Source organism: Halorubrum kocurii JCM 14978, assembly GCF_000337355.1.
GTDB lineage: Archaea > Halobacteriota > Halobacteria > Halobacteriales > Haloferacaceae > Halorubrum > Halorubrum kocurii.
Window position 1 is genome coordinate 54,004 of sequence record NZ_AOJH01000062.1, and the last position, 19,546, is coordinate 73,549.

At 67.9% G+C, this 19,546-nt stretch carries 14 protein-coding genes; 10 read left to right on the forward strand and 4 right to left on the reverse strand.

Annotation, left to right across the window (positions count from 1 at the left end; genetic code table 11):
- The first annotated feature begins 261 nt into the window (after positions 1-261).
- The 5 genes from C468_RS09820 to C468_RS09840 all read left to right on the forward strand — a co-directional run bounded on the left by C468_RS09820 (position 262) and on the right by C468_RS09840 (position 10,694).
- Positions 262-2,958: a heavy metal translocating P-type ATPase gene (locus C468_RS09820; RefSeq protein WP_008848729.1), complete on the forward strand. Its 2,697-nt coding sequence runs from the start codon at positions 262-264 to the stop codon at positions 2,956-2,958.
- 602 nt (positions 2,959-3,560) lie between these two features.
- A complete protein-coding gene (locus tag C468_RS09825; RefSeq protein WP_008848730.1) occupies positions 3,561-3,890 on the forward strand; it encodes a DUF5783 family protein in 330 nt (109 codons plus the stop codon).
- Positions 3,891-3,992: 102 nt separating this feature from the next.
- On the forward strand, positions 3,993-4,370 hold the full coding sequence (locus tag C468_RS09830) for a NifU family protein (RefSeq protein WP_008005419.1): 378 nt from the start codon (positions 3,993-3,995) through the stop codon (positions 4,368-4,370).
- A 212-nt stretch (positions 4,371-4,582) separates the two neighbouring features.
- On the forward strand, positions 4,583-5,002 hold the full coding sequence (locus tag C468_RS09835; protein ID WP_008848731.1) for a PPC domain-containing DNA-binding protein: 420 nt from the start codon (positions 4,583-4,585) through the stop codon (positions 5,000-5,002).
- 16 nt (positions 5,003-5,018) lie between these two features.
- Positions 5,019-10,694: a DNA-directed DNA polymerase II large subunit gene (locus C468_RS09840; RefSeq protein ID WP_008848732.1), complete on the forward strand. Its 5,676-nt coding sequence runs from the start codon at positions 5,019-5,021 to the stop codon at positions 10,692-10,694.
- Between the two features lie 351 nt (positions 10,695-11,045).
- Here C468_RS09840 and C468_RS09845 read toward each other — a convergent pair whose 3' ends face one another.
- Positions 11,046-11,690 (reverse strand): bifunctional 4-hydroxy-2-oxoglutarate aldolase/2-dehydro-3-deoxy-phosphogluconate aldolase, encoded by a 645-nt coding sequence (locus C468_RS09845; protein ID WP_008848733.1) that lies wholly within the window; start codon positions 11,688-11,690, stop codon positions 11,046-11,048.
- 186 nt (positions 11,691-11,876) lie between these two features.
- On the opposite strand from C468_RS09845, the gene C468_RS09850 reads away from it, so the two are divergent.
- Positions 11,877-14,066 (forward strand): elongation factor EF-2, encoded by a 2,190-nt coding sequence (locus C468_RS09850; RefSeq protein ID WP_008848734.1) that lies wholly within the window; start codon positions 11,877-11,879, stop codon positions 14,064-14,066.
- A gap of 91 nt (positions 14,067-14,157) precedes the next feature.
- Here C468_RS09850 and C468_RS09855 read toward each other — a convergent pair whose 3' ends face one another.
- A complete protein-coding gene (locus tag C468_RS09855; protein ID WP_008848735.1) occupies positions 14,158-14,640 on the reverse strand; it encodes a DUF3592 domain-containing protein in 483 nt (160 codons plus the stop codon).
- Between the two features lie 401 nt (positions 14,641-15,041).
- On the opposite strand from C468_RS09855, the gene C468_RS09860 reads away from it, so the two are divergent.
- From C468_RS09860 to rpsJ, 4 genes are all read left to right on the forward strand, one after another.
- Positions 15,042-15,647 carry an amino acid-binding ACT domain protein gene (locus C468_RS09860; RefSeq protein WP_008848736.1) on the forward strand — a complete coding sequence of 202 codons (606 nt, stop codon included), beginning with the start codon at positions 15,042-15,044 and terminating at the stop codon, positions 15,645-15,647.
- Positions 15,644-16,630: a homoserine dehydrogenase gene (locus C468_RS09865; RefSeq protein ID WP_008848737.1), complete on the forward strand. Its 987-nt coding sequence runs from the start codon at positions 15,644-15,646 to the stop codon at positions 16,628-16,630. Before C468_RS09860 ends, C468_RS09865 begins: the two co-directional genes overlap by 4 nt.
- A 174-nt stretch (positions 16,631-16,804) precedes the next feature.
- Positions 16,805-18,070, forward strand: a complete 1,266-nt coding sequence (gene tuf / locus C468_RS09870) for a translation elongation factor EF-1 subunit alpha (RefSeq protein ID WP_008848738.1) — start codon at positions 16,805-16,807, stop codon at positions 18,068-18,070.
- 3 nt (positions 18,071-18,073) lie between these two features.
- A complete protein-coding gene (gene rpsJ / locus C468_RS09875) occupies positions 18,074-18,382 on the forward strand; it encodes a 30S ribosomal protein S10 (protein WP_004048854.1) in 309 nt (102 codons plus the stop codon).
- Positions 18,383-18,481: 99 nt separating this feature from the next.
- Here rpsJ and C468_RS09880 read toward each other — a convergent pair whose 3' ends face one another.
- Complete coding sequence (locus tag C468_RS09880; protein WP_008848739.1) at positions 18,482-19,042, reverse strand: rhomboid family intramembrane serine protease; 561 nt, start codon at positions 19,040-19,042, stop codon at positions 18,482-18,484.
- Positions 19,043-19,088: 46 nt separating this feature from the next.
- On the reverse strand, positions 19,089-19,379 hold the full coding sequence (locus C468_RS09885; RefSeq protein WP_008848740.1) for a hypothetical protein: 291 nt from the start codon (positions 19,377-19,379) through the stop codon (positions 19,089-19,091).
- Positions 19,380-19,546 lie beyond the last annotated feature (167 nt).

Below are 19,546 nucleotides of genomic sequence, written 5' to 3' on the forward strand. Positions count from 1 at the left end.
CAGCACCGCACCTCACACCTCCCCAGCCTCGCGGCTCCCTCCGGTCGCCGCGTCCCTCGCGCGGTGCTGCTCGGCCGCGACGCGGCCTCGCAGGCACGCGCCACCGCCTTCCTTTTAAATCGATGGCCTCGCTCGTCCTGTTTTCTCGTCTCTCCGACCCCTCGCCCGCGACGGTCGCTTTGGATTCGAAGCTTTCGACCCACCCGAACCCCCGATCGCGAAGCAGAAAACCGCCTAAGGGTGGGGCACGTAGTAATGGGTATGCCAACGAGAACAGCCCACCTGAACGTCACGGGGATGTCCTGCGCCAACTGCTCGGCGTCGATCGAGGACGCCCTCGACGACCTCGACGGGGTGGCGTCGGCGAACGCCAACTACGCCACCGACGAGGGGTCGGTCGAGTACGACCCCGAGGAGGTGTCGCTCGGCGAGCTATTCGACGCGATCGAGTCCGCGGGGTACGGCGCGGTCAGCCAGACCGTCTCCGTCGCCATCACGGACATGTCCTGTGCGAACTGCGCGGAGGCCAACGCCGACGCCCTCGAGTCGACGCCCGGCGTGATCGAGGCGACGGTGAACTACGCGACCGACGAGGCGCAGGTCCGGTACAACCCGGCCGACGCCTCGCTCGAGGACCTCTACGACGCGATCGAGTCGGCGGGCTACTCCCCGGTTCGAGAGGGGAGCGGAAGCGGCGGAGACGGCGAGGGATCCGGTGCGGGAGCCGGCGCGGGCGACTCCGGACAGGACGCCCGCGACGCCGCCCGCGAGGAGGAGATCCGCAAACAGCTCCGACTGACGCTGTTCGGCGCGGTCCTCGCGACGCCCCTGCTGGCGTTTATGACCGATCACCTGCTGTTCGGCGGCGAGATCTTCCCGGAGACGGTCTTCGGCGTCTCGTTCGGCTGGGTCCAGTTCCTGCTCGCGACGCCCGTCCAGATCGTCTTGGGGCGGCCGTTCTACAGGAACTCCTACAAGGCGCTCGTGACGAACGGGCGCGCCAACATGGACGTGCTGATCGCGCTCGGCTCCACGACCGCGTACGTCTACTCGGTCGCGTCGCTCTCGGGCGCGATCGCCGGCGGCCTCTACTTCGACACGGCCGCGTTCATCCTCGTGTTCATCACGCTCGGGAACTTCCTCGAGGCCCGCTCGAAGGGACAGGCTGGCGAGGCGCTCCGGAAGCTGTTGGAGATGGAGGCCGACACGGCCACGCTCGTCGACGAAGACGGGACGGAGCGGGAGGTCCCCCTCGACGAGGTCGCCGTCGGCGACCGGATGAAGGTGCGCCCGGGCGAGCAGATCCCGACGGACGGGGTCGTCGTCGACGGCCAGAGCGCGGTCGACGAGTCGATGGTGACCGGCGAGTCGGTCCCGGTCGAGAAGGAGTCGGGCGACGAGGTCGTCGGCTCCACGATCAACGAGAACGGCGTGCTCGTCGTCGAGGCGACCAAGGTCGGCTCCGACACCGCGCTCCAGCAGATCGTCCGGACGGTCAAAGAGGCGCAGTCGCGCCAGCCCGAGATCCAGAACCTCGCCGACCGGATCTCGGCGTACTTCGTCCCGGCGGTCATCGTCAACGCGGTCCTCTGGGCGACCGTCTGGTTCCTGTTCCCGGAGGCGCTGGCCGGGTTCGTCGACGGGCTCCCGCTGTGGGGGCTCGTCGCGGGCGGCCCCGGGGCGGCCGGCGGCGGCGTCTCGGTCTTCGAGTTCGCGATCATCGTGTTCGCCTCCGCCGTGCTCATCGCCTGCCCCTGCGCGCTCGGGCTGGCGACCCCGGCCGCGACGATGGTCGGAACGACGATCGGCGCCGGACACGGCGTCCTGTTCAAGGGCGGCGACGTGCTCGAACGCGCCAAGGACGTCGACACGGTCGTCTTCGACAAGACCGGGACGCTCACCGAGGGCGAGATGGAACTCACCGACGTGATCGCCTTCGACCGCGAGGGCAACCCGATCCCGGACGGCGGCACGGCGTCGCGGGCGGACTCCGGCGAGGGCGACCTCGCGGCCTCGGACACCGATCGGCTCGGGGAGAACGACGTGCTCCGGCTCGCGGCGATCGCCGAGCGCGGCAGCGAACACCCCCTCGCGCGCGCCATCGTCGACGGCGCCGAGGAGCGCGGCCTGGATGTCTCCGAGCCGGAGGCCTTCGAGAACGTCCCCGGTCACGGGGTCCGCGCGACGGTCGCGCCGGACCACCTCGACGGCGGCAGCGAGGTGCTGGTCGGCAACCGGAAGCTGCTGCGCGACAACGGGATCGACCCCGCCCCCGCGGCGGAGGAGATGGAGCGGTTAGAGAGCGAGGGGAAGACGGCGATGCTCGTCGCCCGCGTGCCCGCTGGCACGAACGACGGCCGGCTGGCGGGGATCGTCGCCGACGCGGACACCGTGAAGCCGAGCGCGGCCGACGCCGTCGCCGCCCTCCGCGACCGGGGCGTCGACGTAATGATGATCACGGGGGACAACGAGCGGACCGCCCGCGCGGTCGCCGAGCGCGTCGGGATCGACCCCGAGAACGTCCGCGCCGGGGTCCTCCCCGAGGACAAGTCCGACGCGGTCGAGGCGATCCAAGCGGACGGCCGACAGGCGATGATGGTCGGCGACGGGGTCAACGACGCGCCGGCGCTCGCGGTCGCGTACGTCGGCACCGCCATCGGCTCGGGAACAGACGTGGCGATCGAGGCCGCGGACGTGACCCTGATGCGGGACGACCCGCTGGACGTGGTGAAGGCCATCAGGATCTCCGACGCGACGCTCCAGAAGATCAAACAGAACCTCGTGTGGGCGCTCGGGTACAACACGGCGATGATCCCGCTGGCTTCGCTCGGACTGCTGCAACCCGTGCTCGCCGCCGGGGCGATGGCGTTCTCCAGCGTGAGCGTGCTCACCAACAGTCTCCTGTTCCGCCGGTACGAACCGGACCGCGACTACGAGCTGCTCGGTCGGCTGCGCTGAGCGCGGCCGACCGCTCCGCTCACGCTTCGCCTCTCGTCACGCGGGACGCCTGACCGGCGTACCGGAACCGGGTCGCCTCGACGTCGTCGACGACCTGGTCGGCCGTCGGCTCGTCCGTTCGGAGGGTCACCCGCTCGGCGTCTGAATTTATAAATGCGAGCAGGTTTCGGTAGCCTCGGCTCCGTCGCCTCCGTCGTCAACTTCGCCGGCCGTCGCCGCTGCCATCGTTCGCGTCTCGCTTTCGCCCGCCGGGACGACTCGGAGAACTCCGAGTCCGGCCGCCGGTCCCGGCGTGTCCGCCGGAGCGGTCGATCCGCCTCCCGGCGTGTTGCAGCCGGCGATCGCCTCGAGCGCGGCCGACAGACCAACCAGAAGAGACCGTCGGCGCTTATCCCCGCTTACGCCAGCGCGTGCAGGGTCTTGTGCGGGACCCGGTGGGGCGCGCTCGGCCGGCGCGATCCGATTTGATATAGCGGTATATTATTTAATTATACGCTCTCGCCTCAATCCCCTCTTGAGGACAACGACCGCTTCGCTCGTCGTTTCCGGTCCCGTGAGCGGCGATCGACCGGCTTTTTCCCCGCGGTGCCGTCAGATGGGGTATGGCCGACGAGTTCGACCCCGAGAAGTTCGAGGACAAGTACGCGAACTACTTCAACGAGCTCCAGCGGGCGTACAAGAACGCGTTCAACCAGATGAACGACCGGTACGACTCGGAGCTGATCCACGGGATCGACCAGACGGTGCTCAACGAGTCCGAGCCGTTCTACGAGGACGGCGAGTTCCGCGTCGAGCTCCCCGAGAACCCCCGCGAGCGCATCCGCGGGGTCGTTCCCGTCGACGACGAGACGTTCGAGGAGACGCTCGACGAGTACGTCGACCGGATCGAGACGGAGCTGTACCGGACGCTGGGCGTCGATCGCCCGGAGTGAGCCGGCCGCGTTCGGCCCGCTCTACCGCCGAAAACGCCGGTTCTCGCGCCGCGCGCACTGGCGAACCAAAGGCATAAGCCGCCCGGACGCGAATTCGCGGGCATGAGCACGGACACGACTGACGCGGACAACGACCTCCGCGAGCGGATCACGAACTTCCTGCGGCGCAACTTCCCGCAGATCCAGATGCACGGCGGGAGCGCCGCCATCAGCCACCTCGACCGCGAGAGCGGCGAGGTCACGATCCAGCTCGGCGGGGCCTGCTCCGGCTGCGGTATCTCTCCCATGACGATCCAGGCGATCAAGTCCCGGATGGTCAAGGAGATCCCCGAGATCGAGACGGTCCACGCCGACACGGGCGCCGGTGCGGGCGCCGACGGCGACCTCGGCGGCACCAGCAGCGGCGGTATGTCCCCCTCCTTCCCCGGAGAGACGACTGACGACGGCGGCGACGACGAAGGCCCCCAGGCCCCGTTCTGAGCGGTTCTCCCGAAATCGCGGCTCCGTTCTCCTTCGATTTTAAAACCAGAGAGCTGTTCGCACGTCTTCGGGAGTCGTAGCGTCTCGCCAGCCGATTTTGTGGACTCGGTGATCGGTCCTGTGGAATCGGAGTAAATCAAATAACGCTATATTAATTCGGATTCTCGGCGCGATTGAAGGCTTTTTGCCCCCGGCGGTCGTGGACGGTTCCTATGCACCATCGGGAAGTCGAGCCGACGGCGGAGTACGTTGCGCGGTTCGAGACGGGCGCCGACTGGCGCGAGGAGCTCGAGGACCTCGCCCGCGCGGAGGACGTCGAGGCGGGCTGGTTCACGGCGCTCGGGGCCGTCCAGGACGCGGAGGTGTGGTTCTACGACCAGGACGAGACCGAGTACCGGTCGGTGACCTTCGACGAGCCGCTGGAGGTCGCGGCCTGCGTCGGTAACGTCTCGCTGCTCGACGGCGACGTGTTCGCGCACACGCACGCCGTGCTGTCGCGGCCGAGCGGGCAGGCGCTCGCGGGGCACCTCGACTCCGCGACCGTCTGGGCCGGCGAGTGCCACCTGCGGGCGTTCGCGGAGCCGCTCGAGCGCTCCCACGACGAGACCACCGACCTCGACCTATGGCTGTGAGGCGGGGCGCGCGGCGATGAGGCCGGACGACGAGCGCTACTTCGCCCGGATCGAAGACCGGCTGGACGAGGCGTGGGACGCGGCCGAGGCCGCCAAACGGCAGGGCCACGACCCGAAACCGGAGATCGAGATACCGATCGCCCGCGACATGGCCGACCGCGTCGAGAACATCCTCGGGATCGACGGCGTCGCGGAGCGCGTCCGCGAGCTGGAGGGCGAGATGTCCCGCGAGGAGGCGGCCTTGGAGCTCGTCACCGACTTCGTCGAGGGGACCGTCGGCGACTACGACTCCCGAGCCGGGAAGGTCGAGGGCGCGGTCCGGACCGCGGTCGCGCTGCTCACGGAAGGGGTCGTGGCCGCGCCGATCGAGGGGATCGACCGCGTCGAGCTGCTCCAGAACGACGACGGCACCGAGTTCGTCAACGTCTACTACGCCGGTCCGATCCGGTCCGCGGGCGGGACCGCGCAGGCGCTGTCCGTGCTCGTCGCGGACTACGCCCGGTCGCTGCTCGACATCGACGAGTACAAGCCCCGCGACGTGGAGGTCGAGCGCTACGCCGAGGAGATCGCCCTCTACGACAAGGAGACGGGGCTCCAGTACACGCCGAAGGACAAGGAGTCGAAGTTCATCGCCCAGCACATGCCCGTCATGCTCGACGGGGAGGCGACGGGCGACGAGGAGGTCTCCGGGTTCCGCGACCTGGAACGCGTCGACACCAACTCCGCGCGCGGCGGGATGTGCCTCGTCGCCGCGGAGGGGATCGCGCTGAAGGCCCCGAAGATCCAGCGGTACACCCGCGACCTCGACGAGGTCGACTGGCCGTGGCTCCAAGACCTGATCGACGGGACGATCGGGAAGGACGGTGGCGGCGCGAGCGACGAGGACGCCGACGCAGAGGCGGACGACGGCGACGCCGAGGGCGATGAGGCCGACGAGTCCGGTGGAGACGACGCTGACGAGCCGGGCGACGCGGCGGACGGGACCGACCCGGGGTCGGAGGCGACCGAGCCCGACGGCCCCCTCCGCGCGAAGCCCTCACAGAAGTTCCTCCGGGACCTGATCGCGGGTCGCCCGGTGTTCACCCACCCGAGCGAAGCGGGCGGCTTCCGGCTCCGGTACGGCCGCGCGCGCAACCACGGGTTCGCGACCGGCGGGGTCCACCCGGCGACGATGCACCTCGTGGACGACTTCCTCGCGGCGGGCACCCAGATCAAGACGGAGCGACCGGGGAAGGCCCACGGGGTCGTTCCCGTCGACTCCATCGAGGGGCCGACGGTACGGCTCGCGAACGGCGAGGTCCGGCGGATCGACGACCCCGAGGAGGCGAAGGAAGTCCGCAACGGCGTCGAGAAGGTGCTCGACCTGGGCGAGTACCTCGTCAACTACGGCGAGTTCGTCGAGAACAACCACCCGCTCGCGCCCGCCTCGTACGTCTCCGAGTGGTGGGTCCAGGAGTTCGAGGTCGCCGGCGCCGACGTGCAGGCCATGCGGGACGATCCCCACGTCGACCTGGAACACCCCGAGGTCGACGAGGCGCTCGCGTGGGCGCGCGAGTACGACTGCCCGCTCCACCCGGAGTACACCTACCTCTGGCACGACGTGTCCGTCGACGCGTTCGAGGCGCTCGCCGAGGCGGTCGCCGCCGGCGACGTGGTCGAGGGCGTCCTCGCGATCGAGCGCACGGAGACGACCCGCGCGACGCTGGAGTCGCTGCTGATCGAGCACGCCGCGACGCCGGACGCGCTCCGAGTCCCCACGTGGCGCCCGCTGGCGCGCTCGCTCGGCGTCGACGACGGGCTCCGCAAGGCGTGGGACGCGGCCGACCTCTCGGCGGCGGCCCGCGAGTGGGACGACGGCGAGAACGCGGTGAAGGCCGTCAACGAGGTCGCGCCCTTCGAGGTGCGCGAGCGGGCGCCGACCCGGATCGGGAACCGGATGGGCCGCCCGGAGAAGTCGGAGAGCCGAGACCTCTCGCCGGCGGTCCACACGCTGTTCCCGATCAACGAGGCCGGCGGTCCCCAGCGCGACGTGGCGGAGGCCGCGAGCGTGATGGACGACTCCGGTCACCGGGGGCGGCTGGAGCTGGAGGTCTCCGACCGCGTCTGTCCCGAGTGCGGCGAGCACACGTACCGGGCGCGGTGCCCGGACTGCGAGGTCCACACAAACCTCCACTACGAGTGCGGCGACTGCGGCACCGTCTGCGAGCCGGACGAGGCCGGCCGCGTCGAGTGTCCGCGCTGCGAGTGGGAGGTGACGGCGGCGACGTACCAGGAGGTCGACCTCAACGACGCGTACCGCTCGGCGCTGGCGAACGTCGGCGAGCGGGAGTCCGCCTTCGAGATCCTCAAAGGGGTCCAGGGGCTCACCTCGCGGGACAAGACCCCCGAGCCGATCGAGAAGGGGGTCCTCCGCGCGAAGAACGGCGTCACGTCGTTCAAGGACGGCACGGTCCGCTACGACATGACCGACCTCCCCGTCACGTCGGTCCGTGCGGAGGAGCTCGACGTCACCGCCGACCACCTCCGGGAGATCGGCTACGAGACCGACATCGACGGCGAGCCGCTGCGTCACGACGACCAGCTCGTGGAGCTTCGGGTCCAAGACATCGTCCTCTCGGACGGCGCCGCGGAGCACATGCTGAAGACCGCGGACTTCGTCGACGACCTCTTAGAGCAGTTCTACGGGCTCGACCGCTTCTACGAGGTGAACGAGCGCGACGACCTCGTCGGCGAGCTCGTCTTCGGGATGGCGCCGCACACGAGCGCCGCGACTGTCGGGAGAGTGGTCGGTTTCACATCGGCCGCGGTGGGATACGCGCATCCGTACTTTCACGCCGCCAAGCGTCGGAATTGCTTCCACCCGGAGACGGAGATCGAGTACCGAGACGACGCGGGTTGGCACCGCGAAACGATCGAGGACTTCGTCGAGGATCGGTTGGACGACCCCGAGACCGACGACTTCGGAACGCTCGTCGACGAACTCAATGACGACGTCAAGGTTCCTTCGATCGACGAACATGGAAACGGGTCGACACAGTCGGTGACAGCCGTCTCAAAACATCCGAGTCAGGATCATCTCGTCCGGATCGAGACACGGCGTGGGCGTTCGATTCGCGTGACGCCCGACCACACAATGCTGCGAGTCGTCGACGGTGGAGTTCAAAAGATCGCCGCGAACGAATTGGAGGTCGGCGATACCGTTCCGGCGAGTCCCCCGCAGCAGAACGCGTCGATGGACGCCGCCACTCGCACGGCGACGGACGGAGGAATCGAAACTGACGAGGTTACGTCGGTTTCGTTTCTTGAAAGCGGCGTCGAGTACACGTACAACCTTACCGTCGCCGAGACGCACACGCTCGCGGCGAACGATTTGTCAGTAGCCCAATGTGACGGCGACGAGGATTGCGTAATGCTGCTCATGGACGGACTTCTCAACTTCTCGAAAGAATTCCTTCCCGATCAACGTGGCGGGAGCGTCTCAGAAGACTCTCGACTCGTTGCTCGCGATCCGCAGGGACGGATCCGATACCTCACGTTCGACGAGTTTTGGAACGAACTCGAATCACCCATCGATGTCGACGGGAAATTTAAAAAGCGAACATGCGTGCGTGAGGGGTGGCAGACGTACACCTTCGACGAGAACCACGAGTCGAGCCTCCAGCCAATCGAAAAGGCGATCCGATACCGCGCTGACGACGACGAGACGCTTCTCAGAGTGGAGACGCAGTTCGGTCGCTCGCTCGATATCACCTCAAACCACAGTCTGTTCCGATACGACGACGGCATCGAAGAAGTGGCTGGTGACGACCTAGATGTCGGCGATCTCATTCTTGCACCGCAGCAGCTCGACGTCGAGACGCAGGCGGGAACGGTAGTCGATGTGGCCGAGTGCGTCGACGATCCGTACGTGTTCATCGACGACCCGGTCGAATCGTATCTCTGTGAAGTGTGGGATGAATCGGCTTGGGGGAGCGACGCGCGCGCTGCCTTCGACGGCGGACTCTCCTACCGCCTCTCGAAAAAGAAAGTCGCCCTCCGAACGCTGCGCGACATCGAGGGTGTATCACGAAACTGGCGTTCCGACTTGAATCCACGGATCGGTCGAAAGGGCTCTTCGAAGGGGATTGCACGTCATATCCCGATGAATGACGACTTTTCGTGGCTCCTTGGACTGTTTGCCGCCGAGGGCTCAACCTCATCCGTTCGACCGACGATCACTAACGCCGACGAGGAGATTGTTCGGCAGACGGAGCGCGTCATCAAAGACACGCTCGGTGTAGAGCCGTCGATACGGTGGTCGAACAAGGCGTACGAAATCGGCTTCCCGGCTGTGTTCGAGGATGTCTTGTTTGAACTGGGGTTCCGTGACGAGGAGTCGTACGACTCGAGTGAGAAGGTCGTCCCCGAACCGATTCGACGCGGCGACCGATCGACGGTGCGATCGTTCCTCCGCGGATTCATCGTCGGAGACGGGAGTGAAACGAGCGACGACAACCACACGAATATCGCGTTCCACACGACGAGTGAGGATCTCAAAGACGGGATCGTGTTTCTGCTGCACCGGCTCGGTATCGTCGCTAACGTCTCGACACGCGATCGGGAACCCCCTCGGCAACGGATCTACTCTGTCACCGTCTCTGGTGGTGCCTCGGACAATCCGCTTCGACGCGTCCTCGACGGCGAAGATCCGTACCAGCGCAAGAGCCTTACGGTCGGCATCCCCGAGGAACTCTTCGAAATCCGGCAGATGGACATCTCAGATATCACCGAGATCATTCCGAAATACCTCAAGCGGCGTGAAAACATCAGTCTCGAAAAGCTCGAATCGATCGTCGAGACGCTCGATGAACGCGGCCTCCCTCCCGCCGCACGCGAGAAACTCGACGCGGTCCGTCCGCTTGTAGACGGTGACCTCTCGTACCTCCGAGTTAGCAATATCGATCGCGTCGACTACGACGGCCATCTCTACGACTTACAAGTCGGCGGAGAACCGGTCTTCACAGCGAATTGGCTGTACGCTCACAACTCGATGGACGCACCGCTCGTGATGTCCTCGCGGATCGATCCCTCCGAGATCGACGACGAGGCGCACAACGTCGACATCGCGCGGGAGTACCCGCGCGAGTTCTACGACGCGACGCTGCAGATGGCCGATCCGGAGTCGGTCGAGGACCTGATCCAGATCGGCGAGGACACGCTCGGCACTGACGAGGAGTACCACGGGTTCGGTCACACCCACGACACGACGGACATCGCGATGGGGCCGGACCTGTCGGCGTACAAGACGCTCGGCGACATGATGGAGAAGATGGACGCCCAGCTTGAGCTGGCTCGGAAGCTCCGCGCGGTCGACGAGACTGACGTGGCCGAGCGGGTGATCGAGTACCACTTCCTGCCGGACATCATCGGGAACCTCCGGGCGTTCTCGCGGCAGGAGACGCGGTGTCTCGACTGCGGCGAGAAGTACCGGCGGATGCCCCTGACCGGCGACTGCCGCGAGTGCGGCGGGCGGGTGAACCTCACCGTTCACGAGGGGTCGGTGAGCAAGTACGTCGACACCGCGATCGAGGTCGCCGACCGGTTCGGCTGCCGGCCCTACACGAAACAGCGCCTGAAGGTGTTGGACCAGTCGCTGGAGTCTATCTTCGAAGACGACACGAACAAGCAGTCGGGCATCGCGGACTTTATGTGAGAGATCCGGTTCGTTGGGCGTTTTCTGCGGGTTTCTGAGGAACTATCGGGATCGTCTGTCGTTTATAAGTAACCGATCGGAGATCAACGGCGAACACCTCCAAAGCCCCAGTCGCGAGGACTCGCGCACCTCGTTGCGCGCTTCAGTCGCTCGCTTCGCTCGCTCCTNTTTGAGTCCCACCCGCCCCGCACAGCACCGCACCTCATCCCTCCCCAGCCTCGTCGCTGGCGGCTGTCGCCGCCAGCGACTCCCTCGCGCGGCACTCCTCGCGGCCTTCGGCCGCTCGGAGGCGCGCGCCACCGCTGCTGCCGTCCTATCTGTTTATAAGCAGGCCGCCGTTGTCGCCTCGCCTCAGTCGTCGTCGCGTGCGGCCTCGACCACTTGGACGAACTCGCGAGCGGTCTCGGTGATCGCCTCGTAGTCGCCGCGCTCGGCGGCGTCGTAGTCGACGAGGGCGCCGCCCGCGCCGACCGCGAACGCGCCCGCGTCGATGTAGTCGGCGGCGTTGTCGGGGCCGACGCCGCCGGTCGGCATCATCGGGATCTGACCGAGCGGCCCCTTCATCGCGCCGAGGTGGTCCGGGCCGACGGTCTTCGCGGGGAACACCTTCACGAAGTCGGCGCCGGCCTCGTAGCCGCGGATCGCCTCGGTCGGAGTCATCACGCCCGGCGCGCTGACGGCGCCGTAGCGGTTGCACGTCTCGATCACGTCCTCGTGGAGGCTCGGCGAGACGACGAACTCCGCGCCGGCCATCAGCGTGGTCCGCGCGGTCTCGCTGTCGAGGACGGTACCGGTGCCCACGACGACCTCGTCGTCGAAGGAGCCGGCGACCTCGCCGAGCTTCTCGGCCACGTCGGGCGTGTCGGCGGTGATCTCGACGGCGGTGACGCCGCCCTCGCGGAGCGCCTCGGTGATCCCGATGAGCTGATCGGCCTCGACCCCGCGCAGCACCGCGACGACGCCGCTGTCGACGAGCCGTGAGAGCGTCTCGTTCATACGACTCCGTTTCCGAGGGATTACTTAAATACACGCGGATGCGCACGGGGCGGCCGCCGTCGCCACGCGGGCGCGGATCGTGCGACCGATAGGCACGAAATCGACGGCGATCCGGGGTGATCCACGGTGAAACGGCCGCGGCGAAACACTACCCTTTTGACCCTGCTGTCGGTAACGAACGGTATAATGGGCCGACGCAAGAAGATCGTTCAAGAGTGCGAGCGGCTGATGGACACTCCGGAGAACATCCGGAACATCGCCATCGCCGCGCACGTCGACCACGGGAAGACGACGCTCTCCGACAACCTGCTGGCCGGTGCCGGCATGATCTCTCAGGACACCGCGGGCGAGCAGCTCGCGATGGACACGAAGGAGGACGAGCAGGAACGGGGAATCACCATCGACGCGGCGAACGTTTCGATGACCCACGAGTACGAGGACACCAACCACCTCATCAACCTCATCGACACCCCGGGCCACGTGGACTTCGGGGGCGACGTCACTCGCGCCATGCGCGCGGTCGACGGCGCGCTGGTGGTCGTCGACGCCGTCGAGGGCGCGATGCCCCAGACGGAGACGGTGCTCCGGCAGGCGCTCCGCGAGGGCGTGAAGCCGGCGCTGTTCATCAACAAGGTCGACCGCCTCATAAGCGAGCTCCAGGAGGGGCCCCAGGAGATGCAGGAGCGCCTGATGTCGGTCATCGCCGACGTCAACGAGCTCATCCGCGGGATGGCCGAGAACATGGACGACATCCCCGAGGACTGGACCGTCTCCGTCGAGGACGGAACGGTCGGCTTCGGCTCCGCGCTGTACAAGTGGGGCGTCTCGATGCCGTCGATGCAGCGGACCGGCATGGACTTCGGCGACATCATGGAGCTCGAGCAGAACGACAAGCGCGAGGAGCTCCACGAGCGGACGCCGCTGTCGAACGTCGTGCTCGACATGGTCTGCGAGCACTTCCCGAACCCGGTCGACGCCCAGCCCCGCCGTGTCCCGCGCATCTGGCGCGGCGACGCGGACAGCGAGCTGGCCGACACGATGCGGATGGTCAACGAGGACGGCGAGGTCGTCTTCATGGTCACCGACATCTCCATGGACCCGCACGCGGGCGAGATCGCGACGGGCCGCGTCTTCTCCGGCACGCTGGAGAAGGGCCAGGAGCTGTACGTCTCCGGCACCGCGGGCAAAAACCGCATCCAGAGCGTCGGGCTCTTCATGGGGTCCGAACGCGAGGAGGTGGAACACGTCCCGGCCGGGAACATCGCGTCCGTCACCGGACTGCGTGACGCCATCGCCGGCTCCACCGTCTCCTCCGTGGAGATGACGCCGTTCGAGTCGATCGAGCACATCTCCGAGCCGGTCATCACGAAGTCCGTCGAGGCGCAGAACATGGACGACCTGCCGAAGCTCATCGAGACGCTCCAGCAGGTCGCCAAAGAGGACCCGACGATCCAGATCGAGATCAACGAGGACACGGGTGAGCACCTCATCAGCGGGCAGGGCGAGCTCCACCTCGAAGTGATCACCCAGCGGATCCGGGACAACCAGGGCATCCCGGTCATCACCGGCGAGCCGATCGTGGTCTTCCGCGAGCAGCCCCAGGAGGCCTCCCGCGAGGTCGAGGGGCAGTCGCCGAACCGCCACAACAAGTTCTACCTCACCGTCGAGCCGATGGCCCAGGAGATCGTCGACGCCATCCAGCTCGGCGAGGTCTCGATGGACATGCCCGAACTGGAGCGCCGCGAGGCGCTGCAGGAGGCCGGCATGGACAAGGACACCTCACAGAACGTCGAGGACATCCACCGGACCAACATCCTCATCGACGACACGAAGGGGATCCAGCACCTCAACGAGACGATGGAGCTCGTCTTGGAGGGGCTCCAGGAGGCGCTCGACGACGGGCCGCTCGCCGCCGAGCCGGTCCAGGGATCGCTGTTCCGCCTGCACGACGCGAAGCTCCACGAGGACACGATCCACCGCGGTCCCGCACAGGTCATCCCCGCGGTCCGCGACGCGGTCCACCGCGCGCTGATCGACGGTGAGGTCCGCCTGCTCGAGCCGATTCAGGACGTGCGCATCGACGTGCCCTCGGAGCACATGGGCGCCGCCTCCGGCGAGATTCAGGGTCGCCGCGGCCGCGTCGACGACATGTACCAGGAGGGCGACCTCATGGTCGTCGAGGGCATCGCGCCCGTCGAGGAGATGATCGGGTTCTCCTCCGACATCCGCTCGGCCACCGAGGGCCGCGCCTCGTGGAACACCGAGAACGCGGGCTTCCGTGTCCTCGTCGATAACCTCCAGCGCGAGAAGATCATGGAGATCCGCGAGCGAAAGGGCATGAAGCTGGAACTGCCGCAGTCGATCGACTACTTCTAAGTCGACGACGCGGTTCGCGGTCCCGGGCGGTCTGCGACCTTCTGCGGTCTCTCTCGGTTCTTTCGGCGCGCTCAACCCGGCAGCGACGACTCTATCGGATCGCTGAGCGCCCGCCGACGAGGACGAAGATGAGTCCGACCGCGACCGCGACGAGCGGCGCGTTCGACGTGCGGTCCTTCAGGAACGCCCCGTCCGGATCGGCCGGATCGACGTACGCGGTCGCCGGCTCGTCGACGGCGTACCCCTCGATCGCCGCCCGCGCCGCCGACTCGGTGTCGTAGTTCGGGGAGATGGCCGACGGGAAGAGGTTCGCGCTCTCGTAGGCGGTCCCCTCGTACTCGTACGTGAACCGCACGGTCGGGCGGTAGTCGACGTCGGTGCTGCTCCCCGAGGAGGTCGATTCCACGTTCAGTTCGGTTATCTCGGCGTCGACCTCGACGGCGTCCGCGACGGCGTCCGACTGCTGGGTGTAGTCGTACGCGCCGTACCCGGTCGCCGCGAGCCCGATCACGAGCATGAGGACCGCGCCGCGTCTCGTCTTCGGGCCGCTAACGCTGAGTCCGTCGTCCCCCATCCTACCTCATCTCGGGGCGACGGAGGGCGGTTCCGCGCGAGCGGTGGCGTCGCAGCTGTCGACGAACTGCGGGGAGGGAGTTCACACCGACGCGATACTCTCCCGACACATAAATCTGCGGGGGTTCCGCGCGGACTTCCCCCTCGGAGTCGAGCGGTTTTCGCTCGACCGGCGACGGGCCGTCCGGGCGTGTGCCGCGTTGGCAGACGCGGAAGCGAGGCAACGCCTGCCATCGCCGAAGGCTTATACCCGATCGTCCGACTCCGTTCGGGTATGCAGACGGGCACGACACCATCCCGGCGCACCGCGACGGAGCCACTGAGCCACCGCTCCACGCCGGGCACAGGAACGTGCCAGCGCTCGCCGCGCGCTCGCGGCCGCGCCGCGCCGGAGGTGGCGGCGTGAGCGACCGTCGCGACGGCGCCCCGGAGGGGGCCGGCGACGACGGCGACGACGCGACCGACCCGTCGCCCGACGGCGGCCACGCCTCGGCGACGCCGTCGACGCACACGGTCCGGCTGGAGCTCGTCGACGAGCCCGGACAGCTGCTCGCGGCGCTCCACCCGATCGCGGACAACGGCGGGAACCTCCTCTCGATCTACCACGAGCGCGGGAACAAGACCCCCCGCGGCCGGATCCCGGTCGAAGTCGACTTTGAGGCGACCCAAGAGCGGTTCGAGGGGATCGTCGAGGCCCTCCGGAGCGAGGGCGTGAACGTGATGCAGGCGGGGACGGAGCGGTACGCGGAGGAGGTGACGCTGCTCCTCTTCGGCCACCTCATCGACACTGACCTCTCGGACACGCTCTCGCGGATCGAGGCCTGCGAGTCGGCGTCGGTCGCCGACGTGTCGCTGGCGGCCCCGCAGGGGACCGAGGAGGCGTCGAGCGCTCGGCTCCGGGTGGAGGCCCGCGCCGGGGAGACGGACGCGGCGCTCGCGGCGGTCCGCGAGCTGGCGGAGGAGAAGGAGCTTCGGCTGGTCGAGCCGCTCATGGGGGTGGAGGCGTGAAGCTCGCCGTCGTCGGTGCCGGCGCGGTCGGGCGCTCCGTCGTCGATCTGGCCGGCGAGTACGGTCACGAGGTCGTCGCGGTCGCGGACTCGTCGAGCGCGGTCGTCGCGGACGGGTCGAGCGGTCGGGGCGTCGGCGTCGACCCCGACGCGGTCGTGGCCCGCAAGGCGGAGCGAGGGATCGTCGGCGATGCGGATCCGGCCGACGCGCTAGCGGCCGACTACGACGCCCTCGTCGAGGCGACGCCGACAACGCTGGGAGACGCCGAGCCCGGCTTCTCGCACGTCCGGACCGCGCTGGAGCGCGACCGCCACGCCGTGCTCGCGAACAAGGGACCCGTCGCGGAGCGGTTCGGCGACCTGCGCGAGCTCGTCGCCGACAGCGCGGGCGACATCCGGTTCGAGGCTACCGTCGGCGGCGCGATCCCCGCGGTGTCGACCGTCGAAGACATCGAACCCGGCCACGTCACGGCGGTGCGCGGCGTGTTGAACGGGACGGCGAACTTCATCCTCACGCGCATGGCGGCGGAGGGGCTCGACTACGACCACGTGCTCGCGGAGGCGCAGGACCTCGGCGTCGCCGAGGCCGACCCCTCCTTCGACGTGGACGGCACCGACGCGGCGCTCAAGTGCGTCATCCTCGCGAACGTGCTCTCGTTCGGCGCGGCAGACGGTCCGGCCGACGCCAGGGAGTTCACGCTCGACGACGCCGACGTCGAGGGGATCCGCGACGTGCCGGGGTCCGCGCTCCGACTCGCGGCGGAAGACGGGCGGACGGTCCGGCTCATCGGCGAGGCGACGGGTGAGACGGTCCGGGTCGCGCCGCGTCTCGTCCCCGAGAACGGGACGCTCGCGGTCACCGGCACGCAGAACATCGTCCAGATCGAGACCACCCACGCCGGTCGGCTCAACATCTCCGGGCGGGGCGCGGGCGGTCCCGAAACCGCGAGCGCGGTGCTCGGGGACGTCGGTCGGCTAGAGTAGGCCGCCTCGACCGCAGAGTTCGTCACCGGTGACCTGGGCGTGTGTCGTTCTGCCGTGCCCCGCGTTGTCGAGAATCGCCCGAAGGCGCCGCGATCGTCTGTGGGCCGTATCGAAACCGTTTTAGTGGATTCTACCGAAACTTACTCACAGAGCGCCTTAGCGCGTGATTACCCCATGAGTGACAAACCGCACCAGAACCTGGCCATTATCGGCCACGTCGACCACGGCAAGAGTACGCTCGTGGGTCGCCTCCTCTTCGAGACGGGGAGCGTCCCCGAGCACGTAATCGAGCAGCACCGCGAGGAAGCCGAAGAGAAGGGCAAGGGCGGCTTCGAGTTCGCCTACGTGATGGACAACCTCGCCGAGGAGCGCGAGCGTGGCGTCACGATCGACATCGCCCACCAGGAGTTCGACACGGACAACTACTACTTCACCATCGTCGACTGCCCGGGGCACCGTGACTTCGTGAAGAACATGATCACGGGCGCCTCGCAGGCCGACAACGCGGTGCTCGTCGTCGCGGCCGACGACGGCGTCGCGCCCCAGACCCGAGAGCACGTGTTCCTGGCCCGCACGCTGGGCATCAACGAGCTCATCATCGGCGTCAACAAGATGGACCTGGTCGACTACCAGGAGTCCACCTACAACGAGGTCATCGAGGAGGTCAAGAACCTCCTCAACCAGGTCCGCTTCGCGACCGACGACACGACCTTCGTGCCGATCTCCGCGTTCGAGGGCGACAACGTCGCCGAGGCGTCCGAGAACACGCCCTGGTACGACGGCCCCACTCTGCTGGAGTCGCTCAACGACCTGCCGGAGTCCGAGCCGCCGACGGACGCGCCGCTCCGACTCCCCATCCAGGACGTCTACACCATCTCCGGCATCGGGACCGTCCCCGTGGGACGCGTCGAGACCGGGATCCTCAACACCGGCGACAACGTCTCCTTCCAGCCGTCCGACGTGGGCGGCGAAGTGAAGACGGTCGAGATGCACCACGAGGAAGTGCCCAAGGCCGAGCCCGGCGACAACGTCGGCTTCAACGTCCGCGGCATCGGCAAGGACGACATCCGTCGCGGCGACGTCTGTGGCCCCGCCGACGACCCGCCGAGCGTCGCCGAGACGTTCAAGGCGCAGGTCGTCGTCATGCAGCACCCCAGCGTCATCACGGCCGGGTACACGCCCGTCTTCCACGCCCACACGGCGCAGGTCGCCTGTACGATCGAGTCGATCGACCAGAAGATCGACCCGTCGTCCGGCGAGGTCGCCGAGGAGAACCCGGACTTCATCAAGTCCGGCGACGCCGCGGTCGTCACCGTGCGCCCCCAGAAACCGCTCAGCATCGAGCCGTCCGGCGAGATCCCGGAGCTCGGCAGCTTCGCCATCCGCGACATGGGTCAGACCATCGCGGCCGGCAAGGTGCTCGAAGTCAACGAGCGATAATCGATGCAGCAGGCACGCGTCCGCCTCGCCGGCACGAGCCCCGAGGACCTCGACGACATCTGCGACGACGTCCGCGAGATCGCGGACTCGACGGGGGTCGCCCTGTCGGGCCCGATCCCGCTGCCGACGAAGACGCTCGAGATCCCGTCGCGAAAGTCCCCGGACGGTGAGGGGACGGCGACGTGGGAGCACTGGGAGATGCGCGTCCACAAGCGTCTGATCGACATCGACGCCGACGAACGCGCGCTCCGCCAGCTCATGCGCGTCCAAGTGCCCAACGACGTCAGCATCGAGATCGTTCTCGAAGACTAAGCGCTAGGGCGTCCGTTCACACTCTCTTCGTTTTCTTTCGCGCCCGCTAGCGCCGCCGCTGTCCGTGGTCCGACGCACGCGCGCACCTCCCTGGAGTCGTTATCTGGCGTCGAGCAGCCGCGCGCGCCCGGCGACGAGCCCGCAGAACGCGCCGGTCGCGTGGGCGATAAGCGCGACGCCGGGCGCCGCCGTCGTCGCGGTGAGGACGACGGCGGCGAGCCCGAACAGCGCGAACTGCGCCCGGGCGGAGAGCCGCAGGCGATCGAACAGCGTCGCGCTCACGACGTTGCCCGCGAGGAGGTAGCCGCCGAGCGCGAAGACGGCGCCGCTCAACCCCAACACGGCCGACGGAGGGCCGAGCAGTCCGCCGAGCGTCACCTGTGCGAGTCCGGCGAGCGCACCGGTCCCGACGACGAACGCGTGGAACCGCGGCCGCGTGGTCCGGCGCTCGACGAGCGGACCGACGAGGAGCAGGGCGAGCGCGTTCGCCAGCAGGTGGCCGATCGACCCGTGCGCGTACACGCTGGTGACGGCGGTCCACGGCGCGACGGTGAGCGGCATCGACAGCGCGAATATCCCCCCGAGGCCGACGGCGCTCAGCACGAGCTGTGCGGTCCCGACCAGCGCCGCGACCGCGAGGGTCTCGAACGTGGCACGCATCGGTCAGTCGTTCGCACCGGAACGGGTTAAAGCCGGATGCGCCGAATCAGATCACGTCGTCCGGGTCGTGTTCACCGGCCATCCGCTCGGCCTCGGCCGCGTACCGCTCGCGGTCGGCCGGGTCGCCGACCGCGCCGACGTTCTCGGGGGCGGCGTCGACGGCGGCCGTCGTGTCGCGCACGTCGGTGAAGGAGGTGAGCGCTCGCTCCTTGCGGAAGTAGCGCTCGCCGTCCGGGGTGGCGTACGTGAGGATCACCATGTTCTGCTCGTCGTCGGAGTAGGTGCGCTCGACGAGCCACATCCGAACGCGCTCGGCGTCGGTCTCAGCGTCGGTCATGTGTTGTATTTCGAATTCTACGCACAAACGGGTTCCGGTGGCGGGAGTCGAACTCGACGGGGCGGCGTGTGCCGGATCGGCGTCCCCGCTCGACTGAGACCGATGCTCGCGGCGATGGGGACCGTCAGCGTTAAGTATTTTAGGTCAACCTAAATCAACGTATGCAC